Here is a 19,046-nt window from a genome sequence, read left to right as displayed (position 1 = left end):
GTCCCTCGCACCGGAAGGGTCCCGTGTTCTCCCGGACGGCGGGTCGCTGGATCGTCATGCTGCTCGCCTGGGCGGTCACGACGACGGCACTGGCGGCGGCGTCCGCCGCCGGCACGGCCCCCACCGGCTATGCCGTGCCGATCGGCGGCGAACTGAGGTACGACAACACCGCGGTCTGGTCACGGCTGGTGCAACTGTCGGGCGGACCGGGTTCGCGCTGGGTGGTGATCCCGGCGGCGTCGTCGGCCCCCGAGAAGACCGGCGAGATGGTTGTCGATGCCCTGCAGCGCCACGGCGCCCAGGCCGTGACCCTGCCGGTCGCGCCGGAATGGCAGGGCTACGAAGTGGCCGAGGCGGTGCACGACCCGGTACTGATCGAGCAGGTGCTGGCGGCCACCGGCATCTATTTCGCCGGGGGCGCGCAATCGCGCATCACCGACTCGCTTCAACCCGACGGCCTGCCGACGCCACTGCTGCAGGCGATCTGGAGCGTGTACCGCGCCGGCGGCGTGGTGGCCGGCACCAGTGCCGGTGCCGCGGTGATGAGCGAGACCATGTTCCGCGACGCCTACGACGTGCTGCGTGTGCTCAAGCGCGGCCGTCTCGATGAAGGCCAGGAGATCGGTCGCGGCCTGGGCTTCGTCGGACCCGAACTGCTGATCGACCAGCACTTCCTCAAGCGTGGCCGCATCGGCCGCCTGCTCCCGCTGATGGTGCAGAAGGGCTACCGCCTCGGCCTCGGTGTGGAGGAGAACACCGCCGCGATCCTGCATGACGGCAAGGTCGAGGTGGTCGGCGGCAAGGGCGTGCTGCTGGTCGACCTGGGCGCGGCCTCGCAGGACGGCCGGCTCGACGCCTTCAACCTGCGCAATGCCAAGCTCACCTACCTGGACCGCGGTGACCGCCACGACCTGCACAGCGGCGTCACCACGCCCTCGCTGCAGAAGCTCCAGGGGCAACTGATCGACCCGGGCTCGCCGGACTTCGCGCCGAGCTTCGAGAGCGCGCCGTTCCAGAACGACATGCTCGGCCCCTCGACCATCGTCGACGCGATGGGCTCGCTGCTCGACAACCGCGACACCGAGGCCACTGGCCTGGCCTTCAGCGGCACGCCGCGCGCCAGCGATCCGCAGCCCGACCTGGGTTTCGAGTTCCGGCTGCGGCGCGGCCCCGACAGCCACGGCTGGTACACCGGCGCCTTCGGCGGCGACGATTACACGGTGCTCAACCTCTACCTCGACGTCACGCCGATCACCATCGCCCGTCCACTCTACGGCCCGGCGACCGCCTCCGCGACCGACGCCGTGGTGCCACGCTACGAGCCGCTGGCGCCGACCCTGCCCTGAGCGGCCGCCCGCAGCGGCTAGCATGGCGACCGGCGACGGCCCGTGCGCTGTGCTCGCGCGCCGCCCCCGCCCTTCCAACGACCGCATGAGGACCGCATGACCCGTTTCGCCTCCTTCCTGGCCCTGGCCGCCGTCCTGCTCTTCGCGGCCGAGCCCGGGCTGGCCGCCGACGGGAAGAAGCTGCGCATCGCCGTCGAGGGCGCCTACCCGCCGTTCAGCGAGGTCACGCCCTCCGGGCAGTTGAAGGGCTTCGACATCGACATCGCGAACGCGCTGTGCGCCCAGATGAAGACCGAATGCACGCTGGTGCAGCAGGACTTCGACGGCATGATCCCGGCGCTGCAGGCGCGCAAGTTCGACGCCATCGTCGCGTCGATGTCGATCACGCCGGAGCGGCAGAAGGTCGTGGCCTTCACCGAGCGCTACTACCAGACCCCGGCGCGGCTGGTCGCCAAGAACGGGAGCAAGCTGGAGCTCACGCCCGAGGGCCTGAAGGGCAAGAAGATCGGCGTGCAGCGCTCGACCATCCACGACCGCTTCGCCACCGCCACCTTCAAGGGCGCCGAGATCGTGCGCTACACCAAGCAGGACGAGGTCTTCCTCGACCTCGCCGCCGGCCGCATCGACGCGACGCTGCAGGATTCGGTGGCCGCCGACGTCGGCTTCCTGAAGACGCCGCAGGGCAAGGGCTACGGCTACATCGGCCCGTTCTACGACGACGAGAAGTTCTTCGGCGTCGGCGCCGGCATCGCGCTGCGCAAGGGCGACACCGAGCTGCAGTCGAAGCTCAATGCGGCGATCAAGGGCATCCGCGCCGACGGCACCTACAAGAAGATCCAGGACAAGTACTTCGACTTCGACGTCTACGGCGAAGCCCCGAAGAAGTGAGGCCCGCCGCCGCGCTCTCACCGCCCCGCTGATGCTGCACGGCTATGCCCCCTCTCTGCTGAGCGGCACGCTGCTGACCCTGGCGCTGGCGCTGCTGTCGCTCGTGATCGCCACGGTGCTGGGGCTGGCCGCCGCGAGCGCAAGGCTGTCGCGCTCGCGCTGGCTGCAGGGCGGCGCGCTGGCCTACACCACGCTGATCCGCGGCGTGCCAGACCTGGTGCTGATGCTGCTGGTGTTCTTCGGCGGCCAGCTTGCGGTCAATGCGCTGGCCCAGCAACTGGGCTTCGCGGACTACATCGATGTCGACCCCTTCGTGGCCGGCGTGCTGACGATCGGCTTCGTGTTCGGCGCCTACCTCGGCGAGACCTTCCGCGGCGCCTTCCTTGCACTGGCGCCCGGCCAGCGCGAGGCCGGCCTGGCCTGCGGCATGAGCCGCTGGCAGGTGCTGCGCCGGCTGCTGCTGCCGCAGATGCTGCGCTACGCCCTGCCCGGTCTGTCGAACAACTGGCTGGTGCTGGTCAAGAGCACCGCGATCGTCTCGGTGATCGGCCTGAACGACATGATGCTGCGCGCCACCCAGGCGGCCGGCGCGACGCGCGAGCCCTTCGTCTTCTACGCCAGCGCGGCGCTCATCTACCTCGCCATCACCAGCGTCAGCGAGCTGGGCTTCAAGGCGCTGGCCCGCCGTCTTGCGGTCGGCGTGCGGACGGGCGCGCTGTGAACTTCGAGGCCATCGCCGAGAGCCTGCCGCTCTACGCGAGCGGCCTGGCCACCACGCTGCAGCTGCTGCTGATCTCGCTGGCGATCGGGCTGGTGGCGGCACTCCCGCTCGCCGTGCTGCGGGTGTCGGCCTCGCGCTGGCTGCACGGGGCCGTCTGGTGCTTCACCTACGTGATCCGCGGCACGCCGCTGCTGGTGCAGCTGTTCCTCGTGTACTACGGCCTGGCGCAGTTCGAGTGGGTGCGTGCCAGCATCGCCTGGCCCTGGCTGCAGTCGGCCTGGTTCTGCGCCTGCCTCGCATTCGCCGTCAACACCTGCGCCTACACCACCGAGATCATCGCCGGCAGCCTGAAGGCCACGCCGCATGGCGAGGTCGAGGCGGCGCGCGCGCTGGGCCTGTCGCGCGCCCAGGTCTGGCGCCGCATCCTGCTGCCCTCGGCGCTGCGGCGCGCGCTGCCGGCCTACGGCAACGAAGCGGTGCTGATGCTGCACGGCACCTCGCTGGCCAGCGTGGTCACGCTGCTCGACCTCACCGGCGCCGCGCGCGAGGTCAACTCGCGCTTCTATCTGCCCTTCGAAGCCTTCCTGACGGCCGCTGCGGTCTACTTGGGCCTGACGCTGGCGCTGGTGGGTGCGCTGCACGCGGCCGAGCGCCGCTGGCTCGCCCACCTGCGCCCGCGCGCCTGAGCCCCCCGGAGACCGACACCACCATGCAACGCCGCGACCACCCCTTGCCCAGCCGCAGCCTCGGCACGGTGCGCACGCTCACCAGCTTCCACTACGGCCCGCCCGGCGGCCCGAAGGTCTATGTGCAGGCTTCGCTGCACGCCGACGAACTGCCCGGCATGCTGGTCGCGCACCACCTGCGCGAGCGGCTGGCCGAGCTGGAGGCCCGGGACGCGCTGCGCGGCGAGGTGGTCGTGGTGCCGGTGGCCAACCCGATCGGCCTGTCGCAATGGCTGCTGCGCAGCCCGATCGGCCGTTTCGAGCTCACCACCGGCGAGAACTTCAACCGCCACTACCCGGCGCTGCGCGACGCGGTGTGGGCACGCATCGAGCCGTCGCTGGGGCCGGACGCACAGGCCAACGCGGCGCTGGTGCGGGCGGCGCTGCGCGAATCGGTGGCGCTGCTCACCGTGGAGTCCGAGCTGGAGGCGCAGCGCCGCACGCTGCTGGCGCTGGCCTGCGATGCCGAGGTGGTGCTGGACCTGCACTGCGATGCCGAGGCTGTTCTGCACCTTTACGCCGGCACGCCGCTGTGGCCGCAGACCGAGCCGCTGGCACGCTGCCTCGGCGCCCAGGCGACCTTGCTGGCCACCGAGTCGGGTGACCAGCCCTTCGACGAGGCCTGTTCGCAGATCTGGTGGGAGCTGTCCGACAAGGCCGGCCCCGCGCGGCCGATCCCGCTGGGCTGCCTGTCGGTGACGGTCGAGCTGCGCGGCATGGCCGACGTGGGCCATGCGCAGGCGCGCCAGGACGCGCAGGCGCTGGTCGATTTCCTGGTCCATCGCGGCCTGGTCTCCGGCGAGGCCCCGCCGCTGCCGCCGCTGCCCTACCCCGCCACGCCGCTGGCCGGCTCGATGCCGGTCACCACGCCGGTCAGCGGCGTCCTGGCCTGGCACCACGGGCCCGGCGACTGGGTGCGCGAAGGCGAGCTGATCGTCGACGTGATCGACCCGATCAGCGGCCAGGTGACGGCGCTGGCGAGTGCGACCGACGGCCTGCTCTACGCCCGCGAGAACCTGCGCTTCGTGACGGCCGGCACCCGCCTGGCCAAGGTGGCCGGCCGCGAGGCGCGACGGACCGGCAAGCTGCTGGGCGCCTGAGGCATGAGCGGCGACCCCAAGCTCCAGGCCCTGGACCTGCACAAGCGCTACGGCGCTCACGAGGTGCTGAAGGGCGTGTCGCTCACGGCGCGCGCCGGCGACGTGATCACGGTCGTCGGCTCCAGCGGCTCGGGCAAGAGCACGCTGCTGCGCTGCCTGAACCTGCTCGAGCAGCCGAGCCAGGGCCGCCTGCTGCTCGGCAGCGAGGAACTGGGGCTGGTGCCCGACCGCGACGGCAGCCTGCGCGCGCGCGACGCGAAGCAGCTGCAGCGCTGGCGCGCAAGGCTGGCGATGGTGTTCCAGTCCTTCAACCTGTGGCAGCACCTGACCGCGCTGCAGAACGTGATCGAGGCACCGATGCAGGTGCTGGGCCTGGGCAAGGCCGAGGCCACCGAGCGCGCGCAGGCGCTGCTGGCACGCGTGGGCGTGGCGCACCGCGCCACCACCTATCCGGCGCACCTGTCCGGCGGCGAGCAGCAACGCGTCGCGATCGCGCGTGCGCTGGCGATGGAGCCCGAGGTGATGCTGTTCGACGAGCCGACCTCGGCGCTCGACCCCGAGCTGGTGGGCGAGGTGCTGAAGGTGATGCGCGATCTGGCGGCCGAGGGCCGCACGATGATCGTCGTCACGCACGAGATGGGCTTTGCGCGCGAGGTGTCGAACCACACGCTGTTCCTGCACCAGGGCCTGATCGAGGAACAGGGCCCGCCGCGCGAGGTGCTGGCTCAGCCGCGCAGCGAACGGCTGCGGGCCTTCCTCTCGGGCGGCTTGAAATAGGCCGTCAGGACTCCCAGTCGCCGCGCAGCACCGCCAGCACCTCGGAGCGGAACTCGCGCTGGTAGAGGATGTAGACCACGCCGGCCGTCGCCAATGCAAACGCCAGCGGCGAGAAGAACCAGGCGATCGCCGCGAACGCGAAGTAGTAGGCCCGCAGGCCGTCGTTGAAGGTCTCGGCGGCCATGCCGACCACCCGCCCGGCACGGTCGGCGAAGGCCTCGCGCTGCGCCTGCCCCACCTCGCCGAGCGCGTCGTAGGCCTTGGCCTCGGGGGCCGACGCGACCAGCAGCGCACCGAAGGTGTATTGCCGCAGGCTCCAGGTGAAGCGGAAGAAGGCGTAGACAAACACCGCCGTCAGCAGCAACAGCTTCAGGTCGAACACCAGCGCGGTGGTGCGGGTGGCGAACGGCAGCTCCTGCACCAGCTCGGTCGCGCGGTCCGACGTGCCCAGCAAGGCCAGCAGGCCGCCGATGATGAGGATGGTGGTCGACGCGAAGAAGCTCGGGCTGGTCGACAGGTTCTGCACCACCACGCCATCGACGACCCGCACCTCGCGGTGCGTGGTCTGCAGCATCCACTGGCGTCGGATGCGGTTGGTGGCGCCAAGAATGGAGGCATGCGTGGCCGCGCGGCGGCTGGCGAAGGTCGCATAGCCTGACCACGCGGCGAAGAACCCGCAGACCGCGGCCCAGTCGGCCCAGGGCAGCAGTGACAGCAGGGTCGTGAACGACATCGTGGAGAACAGCGACATGGGCACGATGCTAGTCCACTGCCGTCCCGTCGCGCCACACCGGTGCGCACGGCGCCGTCCCTTACAGTCGCGCCTCGGTCCTTCCTCCCCAGCGCATGAGTGTCCAAGAACACGCGGTCCTGATCGTCGGTGCCGGCTTCGCCGGCCTCGGCATGGCCATGCGGCTGCGCCGGGACGGCATCGACGACTTCGCGATCCTCGAGCGGGCCGATGCGGTGGGCGGCACCTGGCGCGACAACCGCTACCCCGGCTGCGCCTGCGACGTGCCCTCGCACCTGTACTCGTACTCCTTCGAGCCCAACCCGCGCTGGACCCGCGCCTACGCGCCCTGGCACGAGATCCGCCACTACCTCGAGCACTGCGTGCGCAAGTACCGGCTCGGCCCGCACCTGCGCTTCGGTGCGGCGCTGCGCGAGGCCCGCTGGGACGCCGCTGCTGCGCGCTGGGAGGTGCTCACCGCCGACGGCCGCCACTTCCGCGCGCCGGTGCTGATCGCCGGCCTGGGCGGGCTCAGCAACCCGGCGCTGCCGCGCATCGACGGCATCGAGCGCTACGCCGGCCTCAGCGTCCACAGCGCCGCCTGGCCCGATGGGCTGGACGTGGCCGGCCGCCGCGTCGCGGTGATCGGCACCGGCGCCAGCGCGGTCCAGCTCGTGCCGCAGCTGGCGGGCCGGGCGGCACAGGTCGATCTCTACCAGCGCACCCCGGCCTGGGTGCTGCCCAAGGCCGACCGCGCGCTGCACGGCTGGGAGCGCCGGCTGTTCGCGCGCTGGCCGTTCACCCAGCGGATCGCCCGCGGGGCGAGCTACTGGCTGCACGAGGCGCGCGCGATCCCGCTGGTGCAGCGACCCCCATGGCTGTGCGTGGGCGAGGCCGAGGCGCGCCGCCACCTGCGCCGCCAGATCGCGGACCCGGCGCTGCGTGCCCGCCTCACGCCCGGCTACACGCTGGGCTGCAAGCGCGTGCTGCTGTCGAATGACTACTACCCGGCGCTGGCGCGGCCGGATGTCGAACTGGTGAGCGAGGCGATCCGCGAGATCACGCCGCGCGGTGTGCTCACCGCCGACGGCCGCGAACGCGCGGCCGACGTGCTGGTGTGGTGCACCGGCTTTCGCGTGCAAGGGCGCCTGCCGGCCGGCACCCTGGTCGGGCGCGACGGGCTGGACCTGCGCGACGCCTGGGAGCAGGCCAGCGAGGCCTATCTCGGCACCACCGTCGCCGGCTTTCCCAACCTGTTCCTGCTGAATGGGCCCAACACCGGTCTCGGCCACACCTCGGTGCTGCTGATGATCGAGGCGCAGCTGGCCTATGTCGGCGACGCCTTGCGCACGCTGCGCGAGCGCGGGCTGCGCAGCGTGGAGGTGCGGCGCGAGGCGCAGGACGCCTACAACGCAGAGCTGCAGCGCCGCCTGGCCGGCACCGCCTGGGCCAGCGGCTGCCGCAGCTGGTACCTCGACCGCAACGGCCGCAACACCGTCATCTGGCCGGGCTTCACCTTCGAGTTCCGGCGCCGCACGCGCCGCTTCGACGCGGCGTCCTACCGGCTCGAACCCGCCGCGCCCTGAAGCGGCGTCGCGCTTCGGCGCCGCGACTCAGCCGGCCATCACCAGGTGCTGCCGGAACCAGTCGGAGACGGCGCCGCCGGCGATGCGGAAGTCCTGCACATAGGCATCGAAGTGGCCGCCCTTCAGCAGCACCAGCTTCTTCGGCTCGAGGGCACGCTCGTAGGCCGCCAGCGCCTCGTCGGCGACCGTCAGGTGGTCCTGCAGCGCCACGATCATCAGCAGCGGCGTCGGGCTGATGTAGGCGATGTGGGCGCCGGGCTCGTATTCACCGAACATCTCGACCGAGCGCAGCGTGATCTCGTTCTTCCAAGATGGTGCGCGCAGCAGGTGGGTCGCGTTCATGAACGACCACGAATCGGCGGTCGGCAGCGCCGCCGGCCCGGCCGGGTCTTCCGAGATGATCGGCATCGTCATCGGCGGCTCGCCGCGCAGGCGGGCCCGGCGGTCCTGGTCGAACAGCGCGCGCAGTCCGGCGAACTGGTCGGCGCGCACCAGCCGGCGCGCATTGCGGTGGCCGGAGATCAGCGGCACCTGCGAGGCCACGCACTTGACGCGCCGGTCGAGCGCCGCGACGACCAGCACGTGGCCGCCGCTGTAGCTGGAGCCGAACACGCCGATGCGCTCGGCGTCGGTCTGCGGCAGCGTCTCGGCGTAGGTGATCGCGTCGCGGTAGTCGCGGATCTGCTGCAGCGGATCGACCTCCTGGCGCGGCAGGCCGTCGCTGGCGCCGAGGTTGCGGTTGTCGTAGACCACCGAGGCCACGCCGACGCCGGCCAGGGCCTCCGCGTAGTGGTCGAGGTACATCTCCTTGACGGCCGAGAAGCCGTGCGACATGACCACGGTGGGGAACTTCGGCCCGCCGCCGCCCGGCACGTAGTGCCAGCCTCGCAGGGTGGTGCCGTCTTCGGTCTTGAATTCGATATCGTGTCTCATCGTGCAGTCTCCTGAGACCCGCAGCGTCGCCCGAAGCGGGCCCTCGGACAAGCGGTTGTTTACCCTGCGTGGGCGTCCCAGGAACGAGACACGGCGCCGGCCGGCACGACTGTTCCGTTTCGTGCCAGGACCGCGACTCAGGCGCTGAGCGCGGTGGCCGTCTTCACCAGCGCGGCCAGCACGCCGTGCAGGGCCCGGGCCTGCTTCTCGTCGGCCAGCGCGCCTTCGGCGGTGAAGGCCTGGGCCGCATTGCCGAGCGCGAACTGCGGCGGGATCACCAGCATCGCCGGATTGATGGACAGGAAGTTGCGCAGCACCAGCAGGCTGCGCAGTCCACCCAGCGCGCCCGGCGAGGCGCTCAGCAGCGCGGTCGGCTTGCCGTTCATCGACTTCATGCCCTCGGGCAGTCGCGATACCCAGTCGATGGTGTTGATCAGCAGCGGCGTGGGAAAGGCGTTGTACTCCGGCGAGACCACCACGAAGGCGTCGTGGCCTGCCATCTGCCGCGCCAGCGTGCCGGCGCCGGCCGGCACGCCCTGCGCCGCCTCGAGGTCGGCGTCGTAGACCGGCAGCGCCAGCGCGCGCAGGTCGGCCACGCTGGGCTCGGCACCCAGCTCGCGCAGCACGGCCGCGGCCGCCTGCGCGAGCTGGAGGTTCCACGAGCCCGTGCGGGCACTGCCCGGGATCAACAACACGCGCAGACCGGCCATCGTTCACTCCTTACTTGTTCAGACGAGCGGCCATTGTGGCGACCCGCGCGCCGAACAGGCGGGCGGTCTCCAGATCGCCCGGCAGCATCTCGTCGACACTGGCGTCCGACGGGCTCTGCGCCATGGCGCCCGAGAACGACGCCACGTAGTTGATGTCGTTGCGCCCCGCAGCCTTGCTGTTGCTTGGCATCAGGCCGGTGCCGACCCACACGCCGCTGTGCTGCATCGCCAGCGTGAACAGGTAGTGCAGCGTCGACAGCTTGTCGCCGTTCATCGAGGCGCTGTTGGTGAAGCCGGCGAACAGCTTGTCCTTCCAGGCCTGGCCGAACCAGGGCTTGCTGGAGGCGTCGGCGAACTTCTTGAACTGCCAGCTCACGCTGCCCATGTAGGTGGGCGAGCCCATGATGATGGCGTCGGCCGCGGCCAGCTTCTCCCAGCCACCCTCGGGCAGGTTGCCTTCGGCGTCGATGGCCAGCAGTTCGCCGCCGGCGCCCTGGGCCACCGATTCGGCCATGCGGCGGGTGTGGCCGTAGCCGCTGTGGAAGACGATCACGATCTTGGACATGATGAAACCTTTCGTGTGAGTCGAGACAGAGAGACAGAAACAAGAGGTCCGGCGTGCCTCAGCGCGCCAGGTCGAACACGATCACTTCGGCGCCCTGGCCATCGCTCAGCTCGAGCCGGCTTTCGCCGTCGAGCTGGGCCGCGTCGCCGGCCTGCAGCGCGTGGCCGTTCACGCTGACGCTGCCGCGGGCCACGTGCACATAGGCCAGCCGCTTCGGGTCGAGCACCAGTGCGGCGGCTTCGGCACCGTCGAACAGGCCGACGTACATCGCGGCATCGGCATGCAGCGTCACCGCGCCGTCGCGGCCGTCGGGCGAAGCCACGAGCTTGAGCACGCCGCGCTTGCTGTCGGCCGCGAAGTGCTTCTGCTCGTAGCCCGGCGCGATGCCCTGCGCTTCCGGCAGGATCCAGATCTGCAGGAAATGCGTGGTCTGCTGCGTCGCGTGGTTGAACTCGCTGTGGCGGATGCCGGTGCCCGCGCTCATGCGCTGCACGTCGCCGGGCTGGATGGCCGCACCGTTGCCGATGCTGTCCTTGTGCCCCAGTGCGCCGTCGAGCACGTAGCTGATGATCTCCATGTCGCGGTGGCCGTGCGTGCCGAAGCCGGTCCCGGGCGCGATGCGGTCCTCATTGATGACGCGCAGATTGCCGAAGCCCATGTGGGCCGGGTCGTGGTACTCGGCGAACGAGAAGCTGTGGTGGCTCTTGAGCCAGCCGTGGTCGGCATAGCCCCGTTCGGCAGACTTGCGCAGGGTGATCATCGAGAACTCCTGGGGGGGCGGTGGAGGTCACCGCGATGAATCCAATGTAGGAGGGACTCGGGTCGCCATCGCCCACTGCGGCTTGATGGCATCATTCAAAGTCCTTGAAGCTGGAAAGCCCGATGAGCGACCGACGCAACGTCCTGACGCCCGAAGCGCTGACCATGGTCGACCTGATCGCCCGCACCGGCAGCTTCGCGGCGGCAGCGCGCGAGCTGGGCAAGGTGCCGTCGGCGCTGACCTACAGCGTGCGCCTGCTCGAGGACGCGCTCGACGTGCTGCTGTTCGACCGCAGCTCGCGCCAGGCCAAGCTCACCGCCGCCGGCGAGGAGCTGCTGCACGAGGGCCGGCGGCTGCTGCTGGAGATCGACGCGGTGGCCAACCGCGTCAAGCGCGTCGCCACCGGCTGGGAGACCCAGCTCACCGTCGCGGTCGACAACATCCTGGCGCCCACCGCGGTGTTCGAGCTGGTCGAGGCCTTCTACACGCTGCGCGTCGCGACCCGCCATGCCCCCGACAGCCCGCCGCCGACGCGGCTGCGGCTGCGCAGCGAGGTGCTGTCGGGCACCTGGGAGGTGCTGGCCACCGGCCGGGCCGACCTGGCGATCGGCCTGGCCGGCGATCCCTCGCAGGGCAGCAGCGGCATCCGCTGCGAACCGCTGGGCTCGCTGGACATGCGTTTCGCGGTGGCGCCCCACCATGCGCTCGCGGCCCTGCCCGAGCCGCTGTCGGCCGAGACGATCGCCGCGCACCGCGTGGTCGCGATCGCCGACAGTGCGCACAGTTTTGCGCCGATGACGCTGGGCGTGCAGCCCGGCCAGGACGTGCTCACCGTGCCCTCCCTCGCCGCCAAGCTGGAGGCCCTGCTGCGCGGACTGGGCTGCGGCTCGATGCCCGAGCCGCTGCTGCGCCGCCATGCCGAGGCCGGTCGGCTGGTGATCAAGCAGACCACGCTGCCGGCGCGCAACCTCGGCCTGCACTACGCCTGGCATGCGCCGGGCAACAGCGCGCCGGGCCTGGCCTTGCAATGGTGGCTGTCGCAGCTGCGCAGCGGGGCCACGCAGCGGGCGCTGCTGGAGCAGCACGCCGGGCTGGTGCTCTGAGCACCTGAACCCGGCGCTCGCTTCAATCGGCGCAGACCCGCTGCACCCAGCAGGCTGCGGCCAGCACGTCGGCCGCGCCGCCGGGTGAGAGGCGCCGCGCCACGAACTCGCGGTGGATGGCTTCGGCCTGCGCTGACGCATCGGCCTGCGCTGCGCCGCCGGCCGCCAGGAAGTTCGCCGCGGCACGCTGCGCGTAGCGCAGCCCTGGCAGGCCACCGCGGTGGGCCAGATTGGTATCGTCCAGCACGGCGATCACGTGGAACAACGCCTCAAGCCGTGCAGCGCGCACCGCGAGGCCGCGCGCCAGCGCCCGGCGCAGCGCTGGCACGGCCACGTCGAACAGCACCGGCAGGCCCAGCGCGGCTTCCTCGCCGGCACCGCGCAGGCCGTGCTGGCGCGTCACGCGCTGGCCGGCCGAGGACCGCGGGCGCGCGCAGCGCGCCTGCAGGGCAGCGCCCCAGCCGTGCCGCAGCGCGGCGCGCAGTGCGGCCGGCGAGCACGGCCCCCCCTGCGCGAGCACCGCGCCGGCACTGGCGCACAGCAGACCCAGCGTGAACACCGCGCCGCGGTGGGTGTTGATGCCGCTGGTGGCGCACAGCATGCGCCGCTCGGCGTCGATGCCCAGCCGCTCCAGCGCGTCGAAGCCTGCCTGCTGCGCGCCGAGCGCCGCCGCCTGCGGGAAGTAGCGCCGCAACGCGAACAGGCTGCGCATGAAGGTGGTGGCGTCCATGTCGGCATGGCTGCCGCGGTCGATGAACGACACCAGACCGGGCTTCGGGTAGAGCGCCAGCTCCTCGTACAGCGCCACCGTGGCGGCCCGCCCGATGCGCTGCGCAGCGCCATGCATCGGTCCCGCTGCGACAGCGGTGCCGACCACGGCCCGCTGCAGCGCGCCATGCGCTCCGGTTCGCGGCTCAGGCCTCATCGAGCACGCGCTGGATCACCGCCGCCGCGAGCCGGCGCCCGCCGCGTGTCCGGCCGTCGGCGGCCCGCACGTCCTCGGCCGAGGTCGAGGCCAGGGCCTCGCGCAATGCCACCGCCAGATCGCCCGTCCACAGCCTGCGCACGCCACCCATCGCCACGTAGTTCTCCACGCCGGGTGCGAACACCGGGTTGCTGCGCGACAGCTCGGTGAGCCGGTCTTCGGAGATCTTGGTGACGCGCGCCATCGCCGGGATGCGCATCACGCGGATCTCGGCCTCGGGCAGCGCGTCGCAGGCATCGGCGATCAGCCCGGAGGTGATGAAGCCGCCGGACAGCGCCTGGTCGTACACCAGCCCCAGCACGCGGTGGCCGCGTCGCCGCGCGAAGTCGATGCTCATCCCCAGGTGCGCCATCGCGCGGTTGATCCCCAGCAGTTCGTCCCGGCGGCGCAGCATCTGCCCCTGCGTGTCGATCAGCAGCAGGATCGGCCGGCCCGGGTGCTGCGTGACCGTGTCGAGCACGACGCGCGCCTGTTCCAGCGCGAGCCGCACACCGATCGGTGCGTGGTTGGTGGTGCCGATGACCGTGAGTGGGTTGCCGTCGAAGCGCACGTTGCCGCGCAACACATCGCCTTCCTGGGAGATGCCGTGGCCGGCGCCGAACAAGGCCGTGGCGAGTGTGTTCCAGTCCATTCCAGTGCTCCTCAGACCGTGCGCAGGGCGCGCAGGGCATCGACGTCGAGGTCGGGCACGCGGGCGGCGTCGGCCACGCCCAGCAGCCCCCACAGGGCCACCGCCTCGTCGCTGTCGAGCGCGTCGGGCAGCAGCCGCAGCCGCGTGGCGAGCAGCGCGTGTTCGCGCTCCAGCGTCTCCATCGACACGGGGCGCGATGCGTCGAGCGCGTCGATGGCCGCGGCCCGGAACGCCGCCACGTCGTCCTTCACCAGCACGTCGCAATCGCCGCTCAGCCAGCGGTGCTTGCCGCCGGTGGTGCGCCAGACCAGTGCGCGATCGCGGGAATCGAACTCTTCGACGCCTTGCGACGCCTCGATCACCTCCGGACCCGACATCGCCAGCCGCCCCATGTCGCTCATCACCACCCGGTCGGCGCAGCGCGCCACGATGCCCATGCCGCCGAAGCAGCCGTTGGCCCCGCCGATCAGCATCACGACCGGGATGCCCGCCGCGCGCACGTCGAGCAGCGCGCGCATGACCTCGGACACCGCGATCAGCCCGGCATTAGCCTCGTGCAGGCGAACACCGCCGGACTCGGCCAGCAGCAGCACCGCCGCCGGCCGGTCGCGCAGCGCCCGCCGCAGCAGGCCCACCAGCTTGGCACCGTGCACCTCGCCCACCCCCCCGCCCATGAATTCACCTTCCTGGGCGGCGACGAACACCGTGTGACCCTCGAGCGTCGCGCGGCCGATGGCGACGCCATCGTCGAAGGCCGAGGGCACGCCGAGCTGTTCGAGGTGCGGGCTGACGACACGCTCGGTCGGCGGCAGCCATTCGTGGAATGTCGCGGCGTCGACCACCAGCGCCAGCCGCTCTCGGGCCGAGCACTCTGCAAAGCTGATCATGGCGACCCTCCGGCGATCCCGGCCACCGCCTGGTCGAGCCGCAGGCTCACGACCGCGGGCGTGGCGCCCATGTCATTGATCGAGATGCGCAGGCCGGACAGCGGCTGGCGTTCGTGGAAGTCGGTCATCACGGCCTGCCAGATCGCGCCGAAGCCACGCGCCGACGTCACGACGCGAATCTCGCAATCCGGGCGTTCTGCGGCCTCGAGCATCACCTCGAGGTTGCCCGATCCGACCACACCGACCAGCACGGGGGCGAAGCTGCCCGCCGGCCGGCCGCCGGTGAACGAGAAAGCCAGGGTCTCGAGCCCTGAGGGGACGTCGCTCATGCTTGGGAATCTCCTGCTACCAGTTTCTGAACCGCCTGGGGGGCTGGTACAAGCCGCCCGAGGCATCCACCAGATCACGCATGCTGCGGGCCGCCAGCAGATTGCGCGTGGCCTGGCGAGGATCGATGCCGAGGTCCTGCGGCCGACGGATCACACCGCGGTCACGAAGGTTCTCGACGGCGCGCCGGTCGCGCGCCAGTCCCACGGCGGTGTAGCCGGCGACGCCCCGGATCGCCTGCTCGCGCTCGGCGTCGCTGCGGCACAGCAGCAGGTTCGCGATCCCTTCCTCGGTCAGGATGTGCGACACGTCCTCGCCGTAGATCATGATCGGTGGCAGCGCCATGCCGGACTGTTCCTGCAGCGTCCAGGCGTCGAGCCTTTCGACGAAGGCCGGCTGCATGTGTTCGCGGAAGGTCTCGACCATCTGGACCACCAGCTTCTGCCCGCGCGGCGTGCCCGCCGCACCGCTGCGGCCGGCGCGCGCCTCGCGGCCGGCCTTCAGCCAGGCGGGGCTGGCGTGGCGCCGGCCGCGCGCGTCGGCACCCATGTTGGGCGCGCCACCGAAGCCGGCAATGCGTCCCAGCGTGGCGGTGGAGCTGTTGCCGTCGAGATCCATCTGCAGGGTCGAGCCGATGAACATGTCGCAGGCGTAGTGCCCGGCCGCCTGGCAGAAGGCCCGGTTGCTGCGCAGGTTGCCGTCCGGCCCGGTGAAGAACACATCGGAGCGGGCGCGGACGTAGTCCTCCATGCCGAGCTCGGAGCCGAAGGAGTGCACCGACTCCACCCATCCGGCCTCGATGGCGGGGATCAGCGCCGGATGCGGGTTCAAGGCCCAGTGCTTGCCGATCTTTCCTTTCAGCCCCAGCGCCTCGCCGTAGGTCGGCAACAGCAGCTCGATCGCTGCCGTGTCGAAGCCGATGCCGTGGTTCAGGCGCTGCACGCCGTACTCGCCGTAGATGCCCTTGATCGCCATCATGGCCATCAGCACCTGGATCTCGCTGATCTGCGCGGGATCGCGGGTGAAGAGCGGTTCGATGAAGTTGGGGTGCGGCGCCTTCACCACGAAGCTGACCCAGTCGGCCGGGACGTCGACGCGCGGCAGCGTGGTGGTCTTGCCATCGACCAGTTCGTTGACCTGCGCGATCACGATGCCGCCGGCAAACGCCGTCGCCTCCACGATGGCCGGCGTGTCTTCGGTGTTGGGGCCGGTGTAGAGGTTGCCTTGCGCGTCGGCGGCCTGCGCGGCGACCAGGGCCACCTTGGGCGTGAGGTCGACGAAGTAGCGCGCGAACAGTTCGAGGTAGGTGTGGATCGCGCCGATCTCGATGCGCCCGCCCGACACCAGCTGGGCCAGCCGTGCGCCCTGCGGCCCCGAGAAGCTGAAGTCGAGCCGCGATGCGATGCCGTTCTCGAAGATGTCCAGATGCTCCGGCAGGGCCAGCACCGACTGCACCATGTGCAGCCCGTGGACCCGCTTCGGATCGATCTTCACCAGCGCCTTCGCCAGGAAATCGGCCTGCTTCTGGTTGTTGCCTTCGAGGCAGACGCGATCTCCGGGAGCGATCACCGCCTCGAGCAGGGTGGTGATCGCCGCGGCATCGACGCACTTGCCGGTGAGCCGTGCGCCCAGCGCGCTGCTCGCGCGGGCCAGCCGGGCGGCGCGCTCGTCGGCCTTGGAGTTCCAGTGTCTGGCTTCCATGGATTTCCGATGGGTTGGATTGAATTCAGACCCCGCTCACCGGCAGCCTCAGAGCACGACGAAGAGCAGCCACACCACCACCGGAGCCACCAGCGTCACGATGGCGCCGTACACCAACAGCTGCCGGAAGAACACGTCGCGGTCGATGCCCTTGGCATTGGCAAGAACCAGCGCGCCATTCGTGGAGAACGGGCTCACGTCGACGATGGTCGACGACACCGCCATGGCGGCGATGAAGCCGATGGCGCTGACGCCGGCATCGCCCTGCAGGAAGGGCACCGCCAGCGGAATCAGCGACCCGAGCACCGCGGTCGAGGAGGCGAAGGCGGACACCACCGCGCCGACGAAGCACAGCAGCAGCGCAGCCATCAACGGCGAGGTAAGCCCCGCGACGCTGTGCCCCACGAAGTCGATCGTGCCCATCTTGTCCATCACACCCACGAAGGTGCTGACGCCCACGATCAGCATGATTTCCGGCCACGACACCTGCCCCAGTGCGCGCTTCTGCAGGTTGGGCGCCATCAGCGTCAGCAGCAGGCCGATGGAGATCGACACGAAGCCGATGTCCTGCTTGAAGAACAGCGTCAGCACGGCCAGTCCGATCAGGCCGGCCACGGTGGCCAGCTGATAAGCGCGTGAACCCGTGTCCGCGGATGCCACCGGTGCGGCATTCATCAGGGAGTCGTCGTCCCGCATGGCGGTGCGGTGCTCTTCCGTGAGCGCCTCTGCTTCGGCGTCGCCGTAGACCTGGGCTCCGCCTTGACCGTGCGCTGTGCGGCGCACGGCAGGGACCTCGCCACGCTCGTCGGCCCTCTGGCGCAGCAGTTTCATGCCGCCGAACATGAAGAACAGCAGCAGGGACACCGTCAAGTTGACCCCCAGGCTCGCCAGCATGGTCGTCATCTCGCTGAGCGGCAGGCCCGCCTTGGCGACGATCTTGTTGGTGATGCCACCGTAGATGCTGATCGGCGAGAAGCCACCGCCCTGCGCGCCGTGCACGACCATCAAGCCCATCATCAACGGATTGATGCCGTACTTGGCCGCGAAGCCGAGCGCGATCGGCGCGATGATCGCCACGGCCGCGGGACTGACCGCGCCGACGGACGTGAGCAACGCCGCAATGAAGAACATGATCCACGGGATGGCGGCGATGCGCCCGCGTACCGCTCGCACCGCCAGCTTGACGAGCCAGTCGATCGTGCCGTTGTTCTGCGCCAGCGCGAACAGGTAGGTGATACCGACCAGCGTCAGGAACAGGTCGGCGGGGAAGCCCCCCAGGATGGCCTTGGCGTTCAGGCCGGCCACCAGCGTGCCGACCAGGAAGGCGCCGACGAAGGCGATCACGCCCATGTTGATCGGCAGCACGGTGGCGAGCACGAACATGCCGATCAACGTGCAGATGGAAATCCAGTGAGCACTCATCGATTTGTCTCCGACGGGGTTTTGGTACGGCACGCAGGCGCCGTTTGTGCGTGGGCAGAAGGTACGCACGCCGTCCGGGACGATCAATGAAGCAGCAAGGTCGACGATTACGCCGGATGAAACGATCGAGGGTTAACCCGCGCGCGCGCATGCCCACCCTCAAAGGGGCTTGGCCCTTGCGAGGCGGCACACCGTCAGCAGCGCCAGCAGATTCGGGTCGCGCTCGCGCGTCCGCAGGAAGTGCAGGCCGATGGTCTGGCGCATCAGGTACCTGGGCTGCAAGGGGATGAACTGCACGTCCTGCGGCATCACGCTGCGCACCCGTCCCGGCAGCAGCGTGCAACCGATGCCGCCGCTCACCAGGTTCATCAGCGAGAAGATGTCGCCGGTCTTCATGACGACGTTCGGCGCAAAGCCGGCGATGCGGAACGACTCCAGGAATCCGCCGTAGGTCACGAAGCCTTCGCTCAGGGAGACGAATCGCTCCTCGGCGCAGGCGGACAGGTCGACCTCCTGCAGCGCCGCGTAGCGCGAGCCGGCCGGCGCGGCGAAGAAGATGTCGTCCTCGAACAGCGGTTCCGATTCCACGTCGGCAGCGCTCTCGGGCGACCCCATCAGCGCGGCATCGACGCTGCCGTCGCGCAGCTTCTGCAGCAGGTCGGCATTGGAGCCGAGCACCAGTTCGGTCTGCACGTCGGGCTTGCGCAGCTTCATGCCCATGACCAGCGCCGGCACCGTCTGGTGGGTCAGCGAGTAGAGCGATCCGATGCGGATGCGATCGGCCGAATAGCCCGCCACTTCGCGGGTGGACCGGATGCCCTCCGTCATCCCGCGCAGCACCTCGCGCGCAACCTCGGCCAGTGCCTGTGCAGCGTCGGTGGGGTGCAGGTTCCGACCCTCGTGGCGGAACAGCGCGCAACGCAGACCGCTTTCCAGCGCATGCAGGGCGCGGTGCACGCTGACCGCGCTGGTGTCGAGCTTCTCCGCGGCGCGCGCGAGATTCCCGGTCTCCATGAAGGCCAGCAGGATCTCGAGCCGGCGGAAGGTGATCGCCTCGTCGACGCGGACGGCCGCGGCGGCATCGCGTGGAGAGGCAGCCATGGTGTCGCTTGCAGCGGCTCTGTGCCACGGGTTCGTGCGCGTCGGCGT

At 70.5% G+C, this 19,046-nt stretch carries 20 protein-coding genes; 8 read left to right on the top strand and 12 right to left on the bottom strand.

Annotated features, from left to right (window positions below; genetic code table 11):
• The first annotated feature begins 23 nt into the window (after positions 1-23).
• The 6 genes from C1M51_RS14445 to C1M51_RS14420 all read left to right on the top strand — a co-directional run bounded on the left by C1M51_RS14445 (position 24) and on the right by C1M51_RS14420 (position 5,557).
• Positions 24-1,346 (top strand): cyanophycinase, encoded by a 1,323-nt coding sequence (locus C1M51_RS14445; RefSeq protein WP_165349697.1) that lies wholly within the window; start codon positions 24-26, stop codon positions 1,344-1,346.
• 96 nt (positions 1,347-1,442) lie between these two features.
• Positions 1,443-2,234 (top strand): ABC transporter substrate-binding protein, encoded by a 792-nt coding sequence (locus C1M51_RS14440; protein ID WP_129450801.1) that lies wholly within the window; start codon positions 1,443-1,445, stop codon positions 2,232-2,234.
• Positions 2,235-2,262: 28 nt separating this feature from the next.
• Positions 2,263-2,955, top strand: a complete 693-nt coding sequence (locus tag C1M51_RS14435; protein WP_310733958.1) for an ABC transporter permease subunit — start codon at positions 2,263-2,265, stop codon at positions 2,953-2,955.
• Positions 2,952-3,641 (top strand): ABC transporter permease, encoded by a 690-nt coding sequence (locus C1M51_RS14430; RefSeq protein WP_129450797.1) that lies wholly within the window; start codon positions 2,952-2,954, stop codon positions 3,639-3,641. The genes C1M51_RS14435 and C1M51_RS14430 overlap by 4 nt, the downstream gene beginning before the upstream one ends.
• Before the next feature lie 23 nt (positions 3,642-3,664).
• A complete protein-coding gene (locus C1M51_RS14425; RefSeq protein ID WP_129450795.1) occupies positions 3,665-4,780 on the top strand; it encodes a succinylglutamate desuccinylase/aspartoacylase family protein in 1,116 nt (371 codons plus the stop codon).
• Between the two features lie 3 nt (positions 4,781-4,783).
• Positions 4,784-5,557 carry an ABC transporter ATP-binding protein gene (locus C1M51_RS14420; protein ID WP_129450793.1) on the top strand — a complete coding sequence of 258 codons (774 nt, stop codon included), beginning with the start codon at positions 4,784-4,786 and terminating at the stop codon, positions 5,555-5,557.
• A gap of 4 nt (positions 5,558-5,561) precedes the next feature.
• Here the strand turns inward: C1M51_RS14420 and C1M51_RS14415 are convergent, their stop codons facing one another.
• Positions 5,562-6,308, bottom strand: coding sequence for a DUF599 domain-containing protein (locus tag C1M51_RS14415; protein WP_129450791.1), 747 nt, complete (start codon positions 6,306-6,308; stop codon positions 5,562-5,564).
• A gap of 95 nt (positions 6,309-6,403) precedes the next feature.
• Between C1M51_RS14415 and C1M51_RS14410 the strand changes: the two genes are divergently transcribed.
• The gene (locus C1M51_RS14410) at positions 6,404-7,873 is read left to right on the top strand and encodes an NAD(P)/FAD-dependent oxidoreductase (protein ID WP_129450790.1); all 1,470 of its coding nucleotides are present in this window, start codon (positions 6,404-6,406) and stop codon (positions 7,871-7,873) included.
• A gap of 27 nt (positions 7,874-7,900) precedes the next feature.
• Here the strand turns inward: C1M51_RS14410 and C1M51_RS14405 are convergent, their stop codons facing one another.
• From C1M51_RS14405 to C1M51_RS14390, 4 genes are all read right to left on the bottom strand, one after another.
• The gene (locus C1M51_RS14405; RefSeq protein ID WP_129450788.1) at positions 7,901-8,806 is read right to left on the bottom strand and encodes an alpha/beta hydrolase; all 906 of its coding nucleotides are present in this window, start codon (positions 8,804-8,806) and stop codon (positions 7,901-7,903) included.
• A 137-nt stretch (positions 8,807-8,943) separates the two neighbouring features.
• On the bottom strand, positions 8,944-9,516 hold the full coding sequence (locus C1M51_RS14400; protein ID WP_129450786.1) for an NADPH-dependent FMN reductase: 573 nt from the start codon (positions 9,514-9,516) through the stop codon (positions 8,944-8,946).
• 10 nt (positions 9,517-9,526) lie between these two features.
• On the bottom strand, positions 9,527-10,081 hold the full coding sequence (locus C1M51_RS14395; protein WP_036233228.1) for a flavodoxin family protein: 555 nt from the start codon (positions 10,079-10,081) through the stop codon (positions 9,527-9,529).
• Positions 10,082-10,139: 58 nt separating this feature from the next.
• Complete coding sequence (locus tag C1M51_RS14390) at positions 10,140-10,841, bottom strand: pirin family protein (protein WP_129450784.1); 702 nt, start codon at positions 10,839-10,841, stop codon at positions 10,140-10,142.
• Positions 10,842-10,963: 122 nt separating this feature from the next.
• Here C1M51_RS14390 and C1M51_RS14385 point away from each other — a divergent pair, with 122 nt between their 5' ends.
• Positions 10,964-11,944, top strand: coding sequence for a LysR substrate-binding domain-containing protein (locus tag C1M51_RS14385; RefSeq protein WP_129450783.1), 981 nt, complete (start codon positions 10,964-10,966; stop codon positions 11,942-11,944).
• Between the two features lie 22 nt (positions 11,945-11,966).
• Here the strand turns inward: C1M51_RS14385 and mdcB are convergent, their stop codons facing one another.
• The 7 genes from mdcB to C1M51_RS14350 form a co-directional block, all read right to left on the bottom strand.
• A complete protein-coding gene (mdcB, locus tag C1M51_RS14380; protein ID WP_129450781.1) occupies positions 11,967-12,791 on the bottom strand; it encodes a triphosphoribosyl-dephospho-CoA synthase MdcB in 825 nt (274 codons plus the stop codon).
• A 67-nt stretch (positions 12,792-12,858) separates the two neighbouring features.
• Positions 12,859-13,560 (bottom strand): biotin-independent malonate decarboxylase subunit gamma, encoded by a 702-nt coding sequence (locus C1M51_RS14375; protein WP_129450779.1) that lies wholly within the window; start codon positions 13,558-13,560, stop codon positions 12,859-12,861.
• A gap of 11 nt (positions 13,561-13,571) precedes the next feature.
• The gene (locus tag C1M51_RS14370; RefSeq protein WP_129450777.1) at positions 13,572-14,447 is read right to left on the bottom strand and encodes a biotin-independent malonate decarboxylase subunit beta; all 876 of its coding nucleotides are present in this window, start codon (positions 14,445-14,447) and stop codon (positions 13,572-13,574) included.
• Entirely contained in the window at positions 14,444-14,776 is a 333-nt protein-coding gene (gene mdcC, locus C1M51_RS14365; protein ID WP_129450775.1) for a malonate decarboxylase acyl carrier protein, read from the bottom strand. The genes C1M51_RS14370 and mdcC overlap by 4 nt, the downstream gene beginning before the upstream one ends.
• A gap of 16 nt (positions 14,777-14,792) precedes the next feature.
• Positions 14,793-16,475, bottom strand: coding sequence for a malonate decarboxylase subunit alpha (mdcA, locus tag C1M51_RS14360; RefSeq protein ID WP_129450773.1), 1,683 nt, complete (start codon positions 16,473-16,475; stop codon positions 14,793-14,795).
• A gap of 48 nt (positions 16,476-16,523) precedes the next feature.
• Complete coding sequence (locus C1M51_RS14355) at positions 16,524-17,897, bottom strand: SLC13 family permease (protein ID WP_129450771.1); 1,374 nt, start codon at positions 17,895-17,897, stop codon at positions 16,524-16,526.
• A gap of 159 nt (positions 17,898-18,056) precedes the next feature.
• Complete coding sequence (locus C1M51_RS14350; protein ID WP_129450769.1) at positions 18,057-18,998, bottom strand: LysR family transcriptional regulator; 942 nt, start codon at positions 18,996-18,998, stop codon at positions 18,057-18,059.
• Positions 18,999-19,046: the final 48 nt, after the last annotated feature.

The organism is Methylibium sp. Pch-M (genome assembly GCF_004136295.1).
GTDB classification, from domain to species: domain Bacteria; phylum Pseudomonadota; class Gammaproteobacteria; order Burkholderiales; family Burkholderiaceae_C; genus Methylibium; species Methylibium petroleiphilum.
The sequence above is the reverse complement of the archived record's forward strand: the minus strand, read 5'-3'. Positions and strand labels throughout refer to the sequence as shown.

What these genes read in the sequence shown, in the direction of transcription:
- C1M51_RS14440 (WP_129450801.1), top strand. Translation starts at nt 1,443, where the DNA reads ATGACCCGTTTCGCCTCCTTCCTGGCCCTGGCCGCCGTCCTGCTCTTC.
- C1M51_RS14425 (WP_129450795.1), top strand. Translation starts at nt 3,665, where the DNA reads ATGCAACGCCGCGACCACCCCTTGCCCAGCCGCAGCCTCGGCACGGTG.
- C1M51_RS14420 (WP_129450793.1), top strand. Translation starts at nt 4,784, where the DNA reads ATGAGCGGCGACCCCAAGCTCCAGGCCCTGGACCTGCACAAGCGCTAC.
- C1M51_RS14415 (WP_129450791.1), bottom strand. Translation starts at nt 6,308, where the DNA reads ATGTCGCTGTTCTCCACGATGTCGTTCACGACCCTGCTGTCACTGCTG.
- C1M51_RS14410 (WP_129450790.1), top strand. Translation starts at nt 6,404, where the DNA reads ATGAGTGTCCAAGAACACGCGGTCCTGATCGTCGGTGCCGGCTTCGCC.
- C1M51_RS14405 (WP_129450788.1), bottom strand. Translation starts at nt 8,806, where the DNA reads ATGAGACACGATATCGAATTCAAGACCGAAGACGGCACCACCCTGCGA.
- C1M51_RS14400 (WP_129450786.1), bottom strand. Translation starts at nt 9,516, where the DNA reads ATGGCCGGTCTGCGCGTGTTGTTGATCCCGGGCAGTGCCCGCACGGGC.
- C1M51_RS14395 (WP_036233228.1), bottom strand. Translation starts at nt 10,081, where the DNA reads ATGTCCAAGATCGTGATCGTCTTCCACAGCGGCTACGGCCACACCCGC.
- C1M51_RS14390 (WP_129450784.1), bottom strand. Translation starts at nt 10,841, where the DNA reads ATGATCACCCTGCGCAAGTCTGCCGAACGGGGCTATGCCGACCACGGC.
- C1M51_RS14385 (WP_129450783.1), top strand. Translation starts at nt 10,964, where the DNA reads ATGAGCGACCGACGCAACGTCCTGACGCCCGAAGCGCTGACCATGGTC.
- mdcB (WP_129450781.1), bottom strand. Translation starts at nt 12,791, where the DNA reads ATGCATGGCGCTGCGCAGCGCATCGGGCGGGCCGCCACGGTGGCGCTG.
- C1M51_RS14375 (WP_129450779.1), bottom strand. Translation starts at nt 13,560, where the DNA reads ATGGACTGGAACACACTCGCCACGGCCTTGTTCGGCGCCGGCCACGGC.
- C1M51_RS14370 (WP_129450777.1), bottom strand. Translation starts at nt 14,447, where the DNA reads ATGATCAGCTTTGCAGAGTGCTCGGCCCGAGAGCGGCTGGCGCTGGTG.
- mdcC (WP_129450775.1), bottom strand. Translation starts at nt 14,776, where the DNA reads ATGAGCGACGTCCCCTCAGGGCTCGAGACCCTGGCTTTCTCGTTCACC.
- mdcA (WP_129450773.1), bottom strand. Translation starts at nt 16,475, where the DNA reads ATGGAAGCCAGACACTGGAACTCCAAGGCCGACGAGCGCGCCGCCCGG.
- C1M51_RS14355 (WP_129450771.1), bottom strand. Translation starts at nt 17,897, where the DNA reads ATGAGTGCTCACTGGATTTCCATCTGCACGTTGATCGGCATGTTCGTG.
- C1M51_RS14350 (WP_129450769.1), bottom strand. Translation starts at nt 18,998, where the DNA reads ATGGCTGCCTCTCCACGCGATGCCGCCGCGGCCGTCCGCGTCGACGAG.